Source organism: Pseudomonas sp. BNK-7 (assembly GCF_048072025.1).
In the GTDB taxonomy this organism is placed as follows: domain Bacteria; phylum Pseudomonadota; class Gammaproteobacteria; order Pseudomonadales; family Pseudomonadaceae; genus Aquipseudomonas; species Aquipseudomonas danubii.
Map to the genome: position 1 here is coordinate 3091968 of NZ_CP182252.1, position 15264 is coordinate 3107231.

At 59.4% G+C, this 15264-nt stretch carries 13 protein-coding genes, 1 tRNA gene and 2 pseudogenes; 11 read left to right on the forward strand and 5 right to left on the reverse strand.

What is annotated here, in order from left to right; genetic code table 11:
• Positions 1-386: 386 nt before the first annotated feature.
• The 3 genes and pseudogenes from ACMGF8_RS14475 to ACMGF8_RS14485 all read left to right on the forward strand — a co-directional run.
• Positions 387-494, forward strand: a pseudogene (locus ACMGF8_RS14475) (hypothetical protein); the annotation flags it as partial.
• Between the two features lie 11 nt (positions 495-505).
• Positions 506-1456, forward strand: coding sequence for an alpha-E domain-containing protein (locus ACMGF8_RS14480; protein WP_102863880.1), 951 nt, complete (start codon positions 506-508; stop codon positions 1454-1456).
• Positions 1453-1735 (forward strand): annotated as a pseudogene (locus tag ACMGF8_RS14485) (transglutaminase N-terminal domain-containing protein); the annotation flags it as partial. The gene ACMGF8_RS14480 and the pseudogene ACMGF8_RS14485, both read left to right, overlap by 4 nt.
• Positions 1736-1817: 82 nt before the next feature.
• Here ACMGF8_RS14485 and ACMGF8_RS14490 read toward each other — a convergent pair.
• A complete protein-coding gene (locus ACMGF8_RS14490; protein ID WP_102863879.1) occupies positions 1818-2624 on the reverse strand; it encodes a c-type cytochrome in 807 nt (268 codons plus the stop codon).
• A gap of 855 nt (positions 2625-3479) precedes the next feature.
• Here ACMGF8_RS14490 and ACMGF8_RS14495 point away from each other — a divergent pair.
• The 3 genes from ACMGF8_RS14495 (at position 3480) to ACMGF8_RS14505 (ending at position 7683) form a co-directional block, all read left to right on the forward strand.
• On the forward strand, positions 3480-4685 hold the full coding sequence (locus ACMGF8_RS14495; protein WP_102863878.1) for an acetyl-CoA C-acetyltransferase: 1206 nt from the start codon (positions 3480-3482) through the stop codon (positions 4683-4685).
• 25 nt (positions 4686-4710) lie between these two features.
• A complete protein-coding gene (locus ACMGF8_RS14500) occupies positions 4711-6855 on the forward strand; it encodes a 3-hydroxyacyl-CoA dehydrogenase NAD-binding domain-containing protein (RefSeq protein WP_416760014.1) in 2145 nt (714 codons plus the stop codon).
• A 105-nt stretch (positions 6856-6960) separates the two neighbouring features.
• Entirely contained in the window at positions 6961-7683 is a 723-nt protein-coding gene (locus ACMGF8_RS14505; RefSeq protein WP_102863876.1) for an amidotransferase, read from the forward strand.
• A gap of 41 nt (positions 7684-7724) precedes the next feature.
• Here the strand turns inward: ACMGF8_RS14505 and ACMGF8_RS14510 are convergent, their stop codons facing one another.
• The 3 genes from ACMGF8_RS14510 to ACMGF8_RS14520 all read right to left on the reverse strand — a co-directional run bounded on the left by ACMGF8_RS14510 (position 7725) and on the right by ACMGF8_RS14520 (position 10479).
• Positions 7725-8696, reverse strand: coding sequence for a magnesium and cobalt transport protein CorA (locus tag ACMGF8_RS14510; protein WP_102863875.1), 972 nt, complete (start codon positions 8694-8696; stop codon positions 7725-7727).
• A gap of 158 nt (positions 8697-8854) precedes the next feature.
• Positions 8855-9577, reverse strand: a complete 723-nt coding sequence (locus tag ACMGF8_RS14515; protein ID WP_102863874.1) for a lysophospholipid acyltransferase family protein — start codon at positions 9575-9577, stop codon at positions 8855-8857.
• Between the two features lie 212 nt (positions 9578-9789).
• Complete coding sequence (locus ACMGF8_RS14520) at positions 9790-10479, reverse strand: crotonase/enoyl-CoA hydratase family protein (RefSeq protein ID WP_102878956.1); 690 nt, start codon at positions 10477-10479, stop codon at positions 9790-9792.
• 319 nt (positions 10480-10798) lie between these two features.
• Here ACMGF8_RS14520 and ACMGF8_RS14525 point away from each other — a divergent pair.
• Positions 10799-10888: transfer RNA gene (locus tag ACMGF8_RS14525), tRNA-Ser, on the forward strand.
• Positions 10889-11326: 438 nt separating this feature from the next.
• On the opposite strand, the gene ACMGF8_RS14530 is transcribed toward ACMGF8_RS14525, so the two are convergent.
• Entirely contained in the window at positions 11327-11596 is a 270-nt protein-coding gene (locus ACMGF8_RS14530) for a hypothetical protein (protein WP_102863872.1), read from the reverse strand.
• 1185 nt (positions 11597-12781) lie between these two features.
• On the opposite strand from ACMGF8_RS14530, the gene ACMGF8_RS14535 reads away from it, so the two are divergent.
• The 4 genes from ACMGF8_RS14535 to ACMGF8_RS14550 all read left to right on the forward strand — a co-directional run bounded on the left by ACMGF8_RS14535 (position 12782) and on the right by ACMGF8_RS14550 (position 15136).
• A complete protein-coding gene (locus ACMGF8_RS14535) occupies positions 12782-13246 on the forward strand; it encodes a hypothetical protein (RefSeq protein WP_243433774.1) in 465 nt (154 codons plus the stop codon).
• 397 nt (positions 13247-13643) lie between these two features.
• Positions 13644-14009 (forward strand): glycine zipper domain-containing protein, encoded by a 366-nt coding sequence (locus ACMGF8_RS14540; RefSeq protein ID WP_102863869.1) that lies wholly within the window; start codon positions 13644-13646, stop codon positions 14007-14009.
• Positions 14010-14119: 110 nt separating this feature from the next.
• Positions 14120-14281: a hypothetical protein gene (locus tag ACMGF8_RS14545; RefSeq protein ID WP_162884120.1), complete on the forward strand. Its 162-nt coding sequence runs from the start codon at positions 14120-14122 to the stop codon at positions 14279-14281.
• Between the two features lie 159 nt (positions 14282-14440).
• Entirely contained in the window at positions 14441-15136 is a 696-nt protein-coding gene (locus ACMGF8_RS14550; RefSeq protein ID WP_115581927.1) for an HAD-IA family hydrolase, read from the forward strand.
• The last annotated feature ends 128 nt before the right edge of the window (positions 15137-15264 follow it).

A 15264-nucleotide genomic window follows, 5' to 3' on the forward strand; every position in this document is an offset into this window, starting at 1 on the left:
CTAAGGTTGTGTGCATCGAGACTGACAATTGGCTGGCCTGCGGGTCGGCCAATTGTGTTTTCAGGGGCCGCAAAGGCAAAAAAAAAGCCACCCGATAGGGTGGCTAAAAGGGAAGACCGGTCAGGAGAGGGAACCGGTCGGGAGAGCCCGGACCCGGTTGTCATCGGCGTCATCAAGGTTGCAGCAGCAACTTCATCAGGCTTGGTGAAGTGTTTGCTCGATGGGGCGATTATCCCCGTGTGTCCCCCGGCGGTGAAATCAACTCTGACTATGCTGGTGATAGCCAAAACCTGCGCCTGGCCATTACGTACAAAGGAGGGGCAGCGGCTTCGCGCAGCGAGGGTAGACACGCCAGGTTGCTGCCTGTCCTCGCCGATCGCGAAACCCGTGTGGTGTCCGGTGGTCTTACTCGTGTGGCCCTGCGTGAAGGCTCCCTGGTGGTGAACTCCTCCCAGGTTGGCGGCACTAAGGACACCTGGGTAGTGGAGGATTAAGGACGCCTGCCATGTTGAGTCGAACCGCTTCAGACCTGTACTGGATGTCCCGTTATCTGGAGCGCGCGGAAAACCTCGCGCGGATGCTCGACGTCAGCTATTCGCTGTCGCTGATGCCTCAGGATGGGCACGGTGACGGCCTGCACGAACTGGCCATGCCGCTGTTGATCACCGGCACCCTTGAAGACTACCAGGCTCGCCATGAGACGCTGCTTGCCGAGCGGTTGTTGCAGTTCTTTGCCCTGGATGCTGCCAATCCGGCCAGTATCTACAGTTGCCTGGGTTCGGCCCGGGCCTGTGCCCACGCGGTACGCGGGCGGATCACCGCCGATATGTGGGAAAACGTCAACGCCACCTGGCTGGATATTCAACAGATTGCCCGCCAAGGTCTCAGTACCTACGGCATGAACCGCTTTTGCGAATGGATCAAGGAGCGCTGCCACCTGTTTCGCGGAGCCTCCTACGGCACCATCATGCGCAACGATGCCTTCCGGTTTATCCGCCTGGGCACCTTTATCGAACGGGCCGACAACACCCTGCGCCTGCTGGATGCTCGCTACGAGATGACTGGCGACCAGGTTGATGCGGTCGGTGACGGTACCGCCCGTGCGTATTACCAATGGGGCGCCTTGCTTCGCGCCCTGTCGTCCTTCGAGGCCTATACCGAGATCTACCGCGAAGCTCCCGGAGCCCGGCATGTCGCCCAGTTGCTGCTGTTGCATGCCGATGTGCCGCGCTCGTTGCGCGCCTGCATCGAGGAGATCGACCAGATCCTCGCCAGCCTGCCAGGGGACAACGGGCTTCCGGCCCAGCGTCTTGCGGCGCAGATGAATGCGCGTCTGCGCTGCATCGGCATTGATGAAATTCTCGACGAGGGCCTGCATGCCTGGCTCACCGACTTCATTCCCCGGGTGCGCCAGTTGGGCGATGCCATTCACCGTGCCTACCTGGAGGCGGCGTGAGACTCTCCATCAGCCACGCAACCGCCTATCGCTACCAGCACCAGCATCCGGTACGAACCAGCACCCACTACTTGAGCCTGACGCCCCACGACAGTGAGCGCCAGCAGGTGCTCGCCTGAGCGAGGCTGATGAAGCGTTGCGTGAATTTGCCAGTCAGCAATGCGCAAGGCGCTGTGATCGTGCCGCTCTGGTCGAGCTGATGCAGGGCTTAACCAGCTCATGGCCTACACATTGAGGGCAATGGATGTGGCTACCTGCGCGGCCGAGGCTTTCGCCGGGGCGGTGCCGGCGAACAGATGCATACCAGGATGGTGCAAGCAGCAGTCACTTCTGCAAGCGCCGGCTCGCTGGCGAAAGGGACTCAAGGAATCTGCTTGCGCCCCGCCATATGCCGGAGGTACTCCAGCAACAATTCCAGCTCCCCATCCGGCAGGACGCTGTTGCTGAACCCAGGCATTTTCGCCTGGGGCCAGCGCCTCAGGCTTTGCGGATCGCGAATATAGCGCTTGAGAAAATCACTGCCGAAATACTCGGTGGGGTTATAGGGAATGTTCAGGTCCGGTCCGAACTGAGAGTCGCCAGCGCCATTGAGTCGGTGGCAGGCCAGGCAGTTTTTCTGGAACAGGGCGAACCCCTGGTTGACTGGATCATCGACCGCCAGCTTCGGGTCCGGGCCCAGGGCCGGGAAACGCTCCGCCACCGGCGCCAGGCGCTGAATGCGTGCAACCTGGAACGGCCATTGCTCGGGGCTGATGTGCCCGGCCGCAGGATTGCTCCATACCAGGTAGAAAGGTCCGGCGCTGGGCTTGTCCGCTGCCAGTGACGGCCAGGGTTTGTCAGGGGCCTCAATGGCCAGCCAGGCCTGGGCGCCCTTGCGATTGAGCAGGGGCGCGGCGTTCAACTCTGCGGCAAAGCCGTCCAGAGCCACGGCTTGCAGATGGTCCTCGGCCTTGAGGCCCTTGAGCAGGGCCGCCATGGGCACGGCTCGGTACTGCATCTCGCGCTTGTAGGACACATCGTCCTTGATGCGGATGTCCCGGGCTTCGGGGTGCTTGAGCAGTTCTTCGGTTTGCCAGGTGCGGCTGTCTGAGCCCAGGTCGATCAGCAGTTGCGCAGCGTGTAGCGGACTGCTCGACAACAGAGCAGCGCAAAGGATGAGAGCTTTCAATTGATGTCCATCGGATCGTCGTCAGTGGGTTCGTCGCCGGGGAGTACATCCTCTGGTTGCGACACATGGTCGAACAGGGCAGCCCGGAGTTTTTCATGGTTACCGCCGTTGACGATACCGAAATGGCCGCGTTTGGCCAGCGTATCTTCGGCTTCCAGGGCATGCTGGCCAGTGTCGCTTTAGCTCACCACCGTGGCGTTGGGGGCCAGCACCACGTTGCGCAACTGCTGGGCCAGGCCCTCGGCACCGATGCTGTTAACGTCCTCCAGTTCCTCGGGAAGACTGGCACGCAAAACTGTCCCCCGGTAGGAACCGGGGGGCGATTTTCTATCTCGTTGGTCGAGCAGCCACAGATCAGCCGATCACTTTGGTGAGGTTCGGCAAGATCAGCAGCAGTGTGGTTGCAAAGAGAATGAGCCCCGCCTGGCGTACTTTCGAATGTTTGAACATGGCTGAATGCCTTTTGTTGTTATTCCTGAGCATCTATGCACGCCGGCCGCTGTTCTTTTTACGATGAGCCGGCTATGTGTCCTTTTTCTGATCTGTCCCGGCGCAGAATCCGTCTGGGACTTCCTACAGTTTCTACCTTAGGGGCCTTGAATCCTCTGGCTTAGATCCAATTCGTATGAAGTTATAGCTGCACTTCCTGAAAAAGCTATAAATCCGCCCGCATACCGGGTGGCCGCCCTTTGGCTAGACAGCTCGCGACCCTTCATCGGTGGATCGCTTAGCTGCCTACCGTTCGTCTGAGCGTCACCGTCAAGGCGGCTGAGCGCATCGGTCATTGAATCCGTCGCTGCCGCGCCTAATGTGGGAGCTCGACTTTTCCCCCCTGGATAGCGGTTCGAGGACGTCATGACCCAAGCTTTGATATTCGATGCGTTACGCACGCCCCGTGGCAAAGGCAAGGCTGATGGCGCCTTGCACAGTGTGAAACCGGTGAATCTGGTAGCCGGCCTGTTGCGGGCCCTGCAACAACGTTGCGAGCTGGACACCAGCCAGGTGGACGACGTGGTCCTGGGCTGCGTGACCCCCATCGGCGATCAAGGGGCCGATATCGCCAAGACCGCCGTCCAGGCAGCGGACTGGGATGTGAGCGTGGCGGGGGTGCAGATCAATCGCTTCTGCGCCTCGGGGCTGGAGGCGGTCAACCTGGGCGCGATGAAGGTGCTCTCGGGCTTCGAGGAACTGGTGGTGGTCGGTGGCGTCGAGTCCATGTCGCGGGTCCCCATGGGCAGTGATGGCGGCGCCTGGGTACTGGACCCAGAGACCAACATGCACAGTCATTTCACGCCCCAGGGGATAGGTGCCGACCTGATTGCGACCCTGGAAGGTTTCTCCCGCGAGGACGTCGACCGCTTTGCCCTGCAATCCCAGCAGAAGGCTGCCCGTGCGCGCTCCAGCGGTGCCTTCGGCAAGTCCCTGGTGCCGGTTCAGGACCAGAACGGCATCGTGCTGCTGGACCACGACGAGTTCATTCGTGCCGATTCGACCCTGGAAGGCCTGGGTAACCTCAAGCCGAGTTTCGAGATGATGGGGCAGATGGGCTTCGACGCCACTGCGCTGCGGGTCTACAGCCATGTGGAACGCATCAACCATGTGCACACCCCGGGCAACAGCTCAGGAATCGTCGACGGTGCGGCGCTGATGCTCATCGGCTCGCAAGCCAAGGGCCGGGAGCTGGGACTCAAGCCCCGGGCGCGGATCGTTGCCACTGCGGTGACCAGCACCGATCCCACCATCATGCTTACCGGCCCGGCACCGGCCACTCGCAAGGCCCTGGCCAAGGCCGGGCTGCGAGTCGAGGACATCGACCTGTTCGAGGTCAACGAAGCCTTTGCCTCGGTGGTGCTCAAGTTCATCAAGGACATGGCCATCGATCCGGCCAAGGTCAACGTCAACGGCGGCTCCATCGCCATGGGCCATCCACTGGGCGCCACCGGTTGCGCAATTCTCGGCACCTTGCTCGACGAGCTGGAAGTCCGGCGCCAGCGCTATGGCCTGGCCACCCTGTGTGTCGGCGGCGGTATGGGTATCGCCACCATCATCGAACGCCTCTGAGCCCCGACTTCAAGGAATTTCCTTCATGACCGATGCCATCCGTTACGAAAAGGGCCAGGACCAGATCGTTGTCCTGACCATCGATATGCCGGGCCAGAGCGCCAATACCATGAACGCGGTGTACCGCGATGCCATGGCCGCTGCCGTGGCCCGGCTGCAGGCCGAACAGGATTCCATTGCCGGGGTGATCATTACCTCGGCGAAAAAGACCTTCTTTGCCGGTGGTGACCTCAATGAGCTGATCAAGGTCGGCAAGCCGCAGGCCAAGGCCTTTTACGACATGGTGCTGACCCTCAAGGGCCAGTTGCGTGCCCTGGAGAACCTGGGCAAGCCCGTGGTCGCCGCGATCAACGGCGCCGCCCTGGGCGGTGGCTGGGAGATCTGTCTGGCCTGCCATCGCCGAATCGCACTGGACGACAAGTCGCTACAGATCGGTCTGCCGGAAGTGACCCTGGGCCTGCTGCCCGGTGGCGGTGGCGTGGTGCGCATGGTGCGCATGCTGGGCCTGGAGAAGGCCTTGCCTTATTTGCTGGAGGGCAAGAAAGTGCGTGCGCAGCAGGCGCTGCAGGCTGGCCTGATCGATGAACTGGCGACAGACCGCGACGACCTGCTGGCCAAGGCTCGGGCCTGGATTCAGGCCAACCCGGCCGCCAGGCAACCTTGGGATCTGCGCGGTCATCAGATTCCCGGAGGCACGCCGGCGAACCCGAAAGTGGCGCAAATGCTGGCCATCGCCCCGTCGATCCTGCGGAACAAGACCCAGGGCTGCTTCCCGGCACCGGAGAAGATCCTCTGCGCCGCCGTTGAAGGCGCCCAGGTGGACTTCGACACCGCGCAACTGATCGAGACCCGCTACTTCACCGAGCTGACCACCGGCCAGGTGGCGAAGAACATGATCGGCACCTTCTGGTTCCAGCTCAACGAGATCAATGCCGGCGGTTCACGTCCTCAAGGCATAGCGCCGCAGACCACAAACAAACTCGGGGTACTCGGTGCCGGGATGATGGGCGCGGGAATTGCCTACGTCAGTGCCGTCGCAGGCATCGAGGTGGTGCTCAAGGATATAAGCCGCGAAGCGGCGGAGAAGGGCAAGGCCCACGCGGCAGCGTTACTGGAGAAAAAAGTCGCGCGCGGACACATGAGCAACGAGCAGCGCGAGGCAATCTTGGCGCGGATTCTCACCACGGCTGAAGAGACCGACCTGGCCGGCTGCGACCTGATCATCGAAGCCGTATTCGAGGATCGAGAACTCAAGGCCAAGGTGTCCAGGGCTGCCCAGCAGGTGGTCGGCGCGGACGCCGTGATTGCCTCCAACACCTCCACCTTGCCCATTACCGGGCTGGCCACCGCAGTACCCAATCCGGACAAGTTCATCGGTCTGCATTTCTTCAGCCCGGTGGAGAAAATGCCTCTGGTGGAAATCATCAAAGGGGCGAAGACCAGCGATGAAACCCTGGCTCGAGGTTTCGACTTCGTCCTGCAGATCAAGAAGACCCCGATTGTGGTCAATGACAGCCGCGGTTTCTTCACCTCCCGGGTGTTCGGTACGTTTACCAACGAAGGCATCGCCATGCTGGGCGAAGGCATCGCGGCACCGATGATCGAAGCCGAGGCGCGCAAGGCCGGGATGCCCGTCGGACCGCTGGCAATCTCCGATGAGGTTTCCCTGAGCCTGATGAGCCATATTCGCCAGCAGACCACCAAGGACTTGCAGGCCGAAGGCCGGCCCGCCATCGAGCATCCGGCATTTGCCGTGATCGATTTGTTGCTCAACGAATACAAGCGAGCGGGCAAGGCTGCCGGAGGCGGCTTCTACGACTACCCGGCCGGCGGCCAGAAGCACCTGTGGCCACAATTGCACACGCGCTTCTACAAGGCCGACGGGCAGATCTCGCCCCAGGATGTGCGCGACCGCCTGCTGTTCATCCAGGCCATCGAAACTGTGCGCTGTGTGGAGGAGGGCGTGTTGCAGTCCACCGCTGACGCCAATATCGGTTCGATCTTTGGTATCGGTTTTGCGGTCTGGAGCGGTGGTGCCCTGCAGTTCATCAATCAGTACGGGGTGCAGGATTTCGTCGCTCGTGCGCAGTACCTGGCGGAGCAGTACGGCGAGCGTTTCACTCCGCCGACGCTGCTTCTGGAAAAGGCCCGCCAGGGCCAGTTGTTCTGACGCAGACATGCAGTAAATGACCCGCCCCGGGGCTTGCCTTGCCGTGGTATTTCAAGGCAGGCTCTGGGGTGTTCATTATTGCCATCGCCTTGTCAGGAATTTTTTATGTCGCTACGCATCTGCATTCTTGAAACCGATATCCTGCGTCCCGAACTGGTCGATCAATATCAGGGTTACGGGCAGATGTTCCAGCGTCTGTTTTCCCAGCAGCCCATCGCCGCCCAGTTCAGCGTCTACAACGTGGTCCAGGGCGAGTATCCCGGCGATGAGCTGGAGTTCGATGCCTATCTGGTGACGGGCAGCAAGGCCGATTCCTTCGGTACCGATCCCTGGATCGAAACCCTCAGGACCTACCTTTTGGGTCGCTACGAGCGCGGCGACAAGCTGTTGGGCATCTGCTTTGGTCATCAGTTGCTGGCGTTGCTCCTGGGGGGCAAGAGCGAGCGGGCGGTTCAGGGCTGGGGCGTGGGAACCCACAGCTACAAGTTGGCGGCCAAGGCCCCGTGGATGAGCCCGGTGGTGGAGGAACTGACCCTGTTGATCAGTCACCAGGACCAGGTCACCGCGTTGCCGGAAAATGCCACGGTGATCGCCTCCAGCGATTTCTGCCCCTTCGCGGCCTACCACATCAACGACCAGGTGCTGTGCTTCCAGGGGCATCCCGAGTTCATCCACGATTACTCCCGGGCCCTGCTGGATCTGCGCCAGGAGTTTCTCGGCGAGCAGATCTACCAGAAAGGCGTGGCCAGCCTTGAGCACGATCATCACGGCACCACCGTTGCGGAGTGGATGATGCGCTTCGTCGCTCACAAGCCTGAAGCCGCCTGAGTGCGCCTGTGGCCCTGCCGCAAGGGCAGGGCCATCGTCCCTCAGAGCCAGCCTGAGCGCTTGAAGCTGGCCCAGAGACCGACACAGCCGACACTGATGAAGCCTAATACCCCAAAGTAGCCGTAGTGCCAGCTCAGTTCCGGCATGTTCTGGAAGTTCATCCCGTAGATCCCGGCTACCGCTGTTGGAAACGCCAGGATCGCCGCCCAGGCGGCGAACTTGCGTTGCACGATGCTTTGCCGGGAAGCCTCCAGTAGCACGCCGATCTCGATGGTCTGGCTGGCAATGTCGCGCAGGGTCGACAGGTCTTCCATCTGCCGAGTGACATGAATCTGCACATCACGGAAGTACGGGCGCATGTTCTTGTCGATGAACGGAAAGCTGAGCTTCTGCAACTCCTCGCTGATCTCCACCATGGGCGCCACATAACGGCGCAGGCGCAGCACGTCGCGGCGCAGGCCGTGAAGGTTCTGGATATCGCGCTCGTTCAGTGAGTTGCTCAGCACATTGCGTTCCAGCTCGTCGATTTCCCCGTGGATGGCCTCGCTGACCGGCTGGTAGTTCTCGGTGACGAAGTCCAGCAAGGCATAGAGGACGAAGTCTTCGCCGTGCTCGAGCAACAGTGGGCGCGCCTCGCAGCGCTGGCGGACATAGCCGTAGGAAGCCGATTGGCCGTTGCGGGCGGTGATGATGTAACCGTTGCCGGCAAAGATGTGGGTTTCGATGAACTCCAGCTTGCCGTCGGTCCGCACGGGGGAGTAGGTGACGATGAACAGTGCGTCGCCGAAGGTTTCCAGCTTGGGCCGACTGTGTTTCTCCAGGGCGTCCTCAATGGCCAGTTCGTGCAGGTTGAACTGGCGCTGCAGATTGGCCAGCTCGTGGGCATTGGGTTCTTCCAGGCCGATCCAGACGAAGTGGCCGGGTTTTGCGGCCCAGGCAGCCCCTTCGTCGAGGCTGATATCAGCGACTTTCTTCCCGCCGCTATAAACGGCGGCAGCAACAACTCTACCCATGGTTGCGGTTCACTTCTTCTTATCAATGGTGGCGATGACAGATCAGCAGCAGCTTAGCCTGCAATGCAGCATCAGAGTCACTGGCGCAGCTTGAGTTCGGCGACAAATAAAAGCCCGCACGAGGCGGGCTTGGTGGCGTCACAGATGGGCCGGCAGCTTCAGGCCGCTTGCAGTTGGCGATCCATGTTGGCAATGCACTCGCGCATCTGCTCGCGGCACTGGGCAATCAGCAAGGGCATGTCGTCCATGGTCAGCCCGGCCGTGGGGATAGCCGGCAGCGAACGGATAAGGATCTTGCCACTGTTCCAGCGGTTCAGGTGCATGTGCTTGATGTAGCTGCTGACGCACACCGGCACGATCGGCACGCCGGCGGCGATGGCCATCTGGAAGGCGCCTTTCTTGAAGGGCAGCAGGTCTTCGCCGAAGTTGCGCGTGCCCTCCGGGAAGACCCAGATCGAGGTGTTCTTGTGCTGCAGGGTGTGGGTGGTGGTGAGCATCGAGCGTCGGGCCTTGTGCGGGTTGCCGCGATCGATCAGAACATTGCCCGCCAACCAGAACAGTTGGCCGAACAAAGGCACCCATTTCAGGCTCTTCTTGCCGATGCACACGGTGCGCCGTGGTACCACGTTGCCGAACACGAACAGGTCGTAGTTGGACTGGTGGTTGGCGATGATCACGCAGCTCTCGGGTTTGTCCATCAGTGGCCCGACTTCGGCTTTGACCCGCAGGCGCAGAATGCACATCGCCGGCCAGGCGTAGAGGCGGGCGCACAGGCGGCTGTTGTCGGGGTTGAACGGGCGGCACAGCCCCAGCAGCAGGCCCAGGCTGCCGGCCAGGATAAAGTGCAGGCCCATCAACGACATACGAAACAGATACAGCATCTAAACGGCCCACCGGGGACAAAAGGTGGCGCAGTGTACGGATGTGCACTGTTTTCGGCAATTACCGTTCTCAGCCGGGAGATGGGCGATGTTTAAGGGCATGTTTCCGACTGCGATGGCTGGCAGCAGTCTAGAGCGGTGGGCGCTGGGTGTTCAGGCCAATGCAAAAAGCCCGACACGCAGGTCGGGCTGGATCGGGGAAGGCAGGTGTTTTAGCCCAGGTGTTCCTGATCCTGGATGATGGCGTTGTCCAAAGTCTCCAGCAGCGCCTTGCGCACTTTCAGCTTGGTGTTCTTGTGGGCCAGCATGTTGATTTTCTTCAGTTGACGCGCGGCAGCCAGGGCGGCGCCTTGCAGTTCCTCGGCGCTCACCACCTTGTCGAGGAAGCCGGCATCCACAGCACTCTGGGGATCGAACATCTCGCCATTGATCACCGAGCGATGAAAGGCCGAGCGCCGCAGACGGTCACGGGCCAGCTCGATCCCCGCGTGGTGCATGGTCATGCCGATCTGTACTTCATTGAGGCCGATGCTGAACGGCCCGTCGACGCCGATACGGTAGTCCGCCGACAGCAGCAGGAACGCGCCCTTGGCCACAGCATGGCCGGGGCAGGCGACGATCACCGGGAAGGGGTGGGACAGCAGGCGGCGAGCCAGGGTCGAACCCAGGGTCACCAGCGCCACGGCTTCTTTAGGGCCGGCAGTCATCACTTTGAGATCGTAGCCACCGGAAAGAATCCCTGGCTGACCGGTAATGATCACCACTGCGCGATCGGCCGTTGCTTGATCCAGCGCGGCATTGAAAGCGGCAATCACGTCCGGGGAGATGGCATTGACCTTGCCATTGCTCAAGGTCAGGGTCGCGATACCGTCTTCGAGATGGTAGGAAATCAACTCACTCATGACGCAATTCCTTGTATTGAAGTGCAGCAGAAGTTACCCACCACGATAGATCTGGTAAAGCGCCGTGACTGACTGGTGAGTCAGGCTTGGGACCTGACATCGGCCTGTATGGCGCTGCGGGTAACGGGTGGTTTCTTCTATATAACTGTAGGCAAGGCTGGAGAATGGCCGGTTTGCCTTGTCGTCGATGGAGGGCGAATCCCCTTCAAGCAGGGATCGGCCTTAAGCGCATGAAAATTCTGAAAAAAAAGTTTGCCATCTGAAAAGCTATCGACTACATTAGCGCGCCTCGACAGACTGAATCGGTTTGAAGAGATACGGTGAAGTGTCCGAGTGGCTTAAGGAGCACGCCTGGAAAGTGTGTATACAGGAAACTGTATCGAGAGTTCGAATCTCTCCTTCACCGCCACATTCTACAAACACAAACCCCTGATTTTCCTAGAGAAAGTCGGGGGTTTGTGGTTTTTGGCGTCTGAAAAATCTCCCTCTGGAACCCGCATGGGGCCGGTGGGTGTTTTTCAGTGGCGTTGGGTGGATAACAACTGGTTAAGCGTTACCCCCTTTGCGCAGTGAATGAGCTGTATGTATCTCGGCGAAATGGCCGAGGTCGAATTCACCGAGCGTTGTCCGCGGCAGCATACACATGGAAAGGTATTTTGTTGCTCAAGTCCCATTTCGAAGACGCAACAAGGGTTTCCTCTAAACCAGAAGCAATTGTCTGCTGGCGAGGGCTATTGCCGGGTAAAAAGTATGAGGGCGTCTGTATCTTCGAAGTCGTGTGTGGCTGGGTTGACAGGCTCTGGTGCGTGTTGACCGCGTAAGTCGCGCACCAGGCCTGTCAGAATAGTTACCACTGGCCGCTTATGAGACAGCCGACGATTTCCCAGCCGCTGTATTCCCACCAGGAATATCGATCATCAGAGCAACTACTGGCCAGGCTGGCCATCTGGATTTCGCCAGTTGTCTGATGGGGTCCGAAAGGAGTGTCAACTGAGGCTGTCATCTGATTGACGGTCTGGGGAGCCTTGATCGGGGCCTGATGCACGGAGGCGTTCGCGACAGTTGCGGTGAAAGCGAGCGTCGCGGAAACGGCCAGAACAGTTATGGAATTTTTCATGTTCGAATCCTTTCAGTTGGCTGATATGCGGCTTATGCATAGCCTGACCTGCCTTTATCAGTAATCCGAACAGATCGGGCACGCGCGTAATGTGACGCCATGAAAGCCTACCACCGCGCGACCTCCTGTTCAGTCGCTCAACAGCACTATTGACAAGCTGGTAATGGTCTGGATTTTTCTCATGGAAAGAGCTGCCCAAGGGTCCGAATTTGATGAGCCTGGTGTTGATGCTCTCCCTGAAAATGTCTCCATTTCTAGACTTGTACGCCACCACTTCATAAGGCAATTGGATGCCAAGCCCCCGCTGATTTCTGAATGGACGTGCTGCCATATCAGGCGGTCGTCGGGTTCATGAGCCCGGAAATGTGCTCTGGATCATTTTTTCCTCTGATGCTTTGCCACTCGTCGGCACTTGTCTGGTTTGGAGGGCAGGTCGACAAATGACTGGCTAGTCTGAATTGCCGTGACGGTCAGTATTTTCCAGGCAATCAGGAGCTTGCCGGTACTGATCGGTTGTTGGAGGGAGCTGGGATATGAGGAGTCTTGCCTATATCGAAGACAACGGGGATGAGTTCCCAATCAACAACTTGGTGCGTTGCGGTCAGGCCGCATTTGAAGTCGAAGAACAATCCCGAGTCAGTAGCAGAAAGAAAACTGCGCCGCTGCCGGTAGCCAGTAATACCATGTTCTTTCCCAAGGCAACGCCAAAGAGAAAGTGATTTTAAGTTTTGAGTGCCCCGTTAGATGCGGGGCTTTTTATTGTCCGCAAAATGTTAAATCTGGATGTCTATCAGGATTGATAGTTGTAATCCGAAAAGATGGGTGATTTGAGAGAGGTCCAGATATTGCCAATAGTCCTGTTGGCGATAAAGTTTCCCGTTTGCACCGCGCGATACTCTGTGATGGGTTTTCTGTCGCGCTGCTAGAGCTGAGGGCTGGTCGCCAAGCAGCCCGGTCCATTTGCGGTGGTTGGTTGAGGTCATAACTTTCTTGTCATTGTTTGTGTATTAATCTTTTTTTAGATTTTGGGTAGTCGTATTAATTGTTTGTCGCCAGTGAGATGGCTTAAGTAAAGAGAGATCCTTTGTGTTTTTGGGAAATCTCTTATCTCAATTGGCTATAACTGGCGATATGTTCCTTATCCCGATTCAAACGGGGCTGCGCATCCAGCGATGATGCCTTTATATGAAAAGCGATAAGGAAATAAACGTGAAAGCTATTTTCAAACTCCTCGCACTGTCCACTCTCGTAGCCGCAGCCACTGGTTGCACCAGCTACAACATCAGCCAGCCATCGTCGCCCATCGATAGCCAGGTCAAGGCTGACCTGAAGGCAGATGTAGCAGTGGGCGAGGCAATCTCGGGCCAGTCGTCGGTGAATATCCTCTTTGGTTTCCTGCAGTTTGGTGGCGATAGCCAGTTTGCTGATGGCGTGACCTACGGTGGCGATACTGGCGGCGGCCTGGGTGGTCTGGGCCTGGATCCAGTGAGTGCGGTCAAGTCGGCTGCTGCCTTCAAGGCAGTCAAGTCTTCCGGTGCCGACCTGATCGTGGCTCCACGCTATGAAGTCAGCGAAGAAAACTACTTCGTCTTCAAGAAAGTCTCGGTCACTGTCAAAGGCAACAAGGGCAGCATTCGCAGCATTCGCTGAGATCACTGTTGCCAGTGAGCGATCAGGCCGTTATCGAAGCAGTGGCGGGGTAGCCAACCAAGGGGCTGGCCTGTATTGATCGGCTTCGAGCATCTTCAGAAGGTGAACTGAAGATGTTGGCAGGATTGGAAATTCTGTGATCCGCGTCTGTTGCTCCCAGTCGCGGGTACTTTTCACAGAATCTTCACATCTGCCTGCGTACGCTCAAACCATCCGTTAAAAGCAGTACCCCTAGCCCGTTCCCCAGCGGGCTTTTTTTTGCGCGACGATAAAACTCTTTTAGAATCCGCGGTCCAACCCACCGGAGAGCAACCGGGTGTTGCCGTTACGCTCCGCAGCGGGTGGCGCGCGCTGGGCTTTTGTGTCAGTTCGACAGTCTTTTTTTGAGGTTCAAGTCATGCGTTCAACTTTACCTGCCCTGGTTGTAGGACTTCTGCTGGCTCAAGGTGCGATGGCTGGCGATGGCACTGCCGCCATTGGTGGTGGTCTTGGCGGTGCGCTGGGCAATGTGGTCGGGCAACAGCTCGGCGGCAGCACTGGGGCGGCTATTGGTGCGGGTGTGGCCGGGGCGGCCGGTAGTGCGGCGGGTGCGCGCAAGGGCAGTCGGACCAAGGCTGCGATTGGCGGTGGCCTGGGCTCGGCCGGTGGCTCGCTGATCGGCAATCGCCTGGGCGGCAGCACTGGGTCCACCGTGGGTGCCGGCATTGGTGGTGCAGCGGGTGGTGCCCTGGGGAGCAGCATGGGGCACAAGAAGCGTCATTGATTTAGGCTCTCGTTCAAAAATAGCCCGGCCCCGCGCCGGGTTTTTTGTGCGCGTTGCCCAGGGCTTCGCCATACTTGATGCAGCCCGTCCCGCTGTTTAAGGAGAGGATCATGCCCCGTGAAATGCCCGCTAATGTCGAGCCCGGCCCAGCGTCACCGTTGGTGATCAACGACCCGGGGAATGAAGATCCCGGCTCCTTGATGGATGATGCGCTGGTGCCACTGCAGGAAGGGCCTGAAGAAGGAGAGAGCGAGCTCGATCCTGGCGACTGAAACTATCCCGCCTCTCGCACTCTGTGCCTTGCCCCTCGGTTGCTCCTGACCCAGCCCCGCCGCTATGCTGCTGAATCCTTTAATTGACGCGTTGCCGAACATAACGGGCCGTACCTGAGCCGCTCCCTGGAATGTACTTTTGCTAACGGATCAGATGCGATGAATGCACAGTTGAATGATTTGGGACCGATCAAGGCGGTCATTTTCGATATGGACGGTCTGCTCCTGGATACCGAAGGTATCTACACCGAGATCACGCAGTTGATCGCCGAGCGTTATGGCCGCACCTACGATTGGACCATCAAGCAAAACATCATCGGACGTGGTGCCGCCGATCTGGCGCGTTACGTGGTCGAGGCCCTGGACCTGCCCATCAGCGCCGAAGAGTTCCTGGTCATGCGCGAGCCCTTGATGCGTGAGCGCTTTCCTCGCGCCGAGGCCATGCCGGGGGCTCAGCAACTGGTACGCCATTTGAAGCAGCACCAGGTGCCAATCGCAGTGGGCACCAGCTCGTCGCAGAAGTCCTTCGGCGAGAAAATCACCCGCCATGGCGATTGGTTTGCGCTGTTCGACACCATTGTCACCGCCGATGACCCGGAAGTGACGGCGGCCAAGCCGGCGCCGGATATCTTCCTCACCGCGGCCCGGCGCCTGGGGGTAGCCCCAGGGGAGTGCCTGGTGTTCGAGGACTCGCCCTTCGGCGTGACGGCTGCCAAGGCCGCAGGGATGCGGGTGCTTGCGGTGCCCGATCCGGCCATGGCGGATAGCAAGTTCGCCCACGCTGACGGGATTCTGCGCTCGCTCACGGGGTTTCAGCCCGCCGCCTGTGGTTTGCCGCATCTGGTGTGGGCCTGAGGTCGCAAGGAAACGGGTAGGGAGAAAGGAAGGCGTTGCCAGCCGGTTCGCCCTCTGCGGCAGCCGTTGGCGGATGCCGCGCAAGCAACCGGGCCACCCGCTACAGGTGGCCCGGTTTTTTTTGCGTT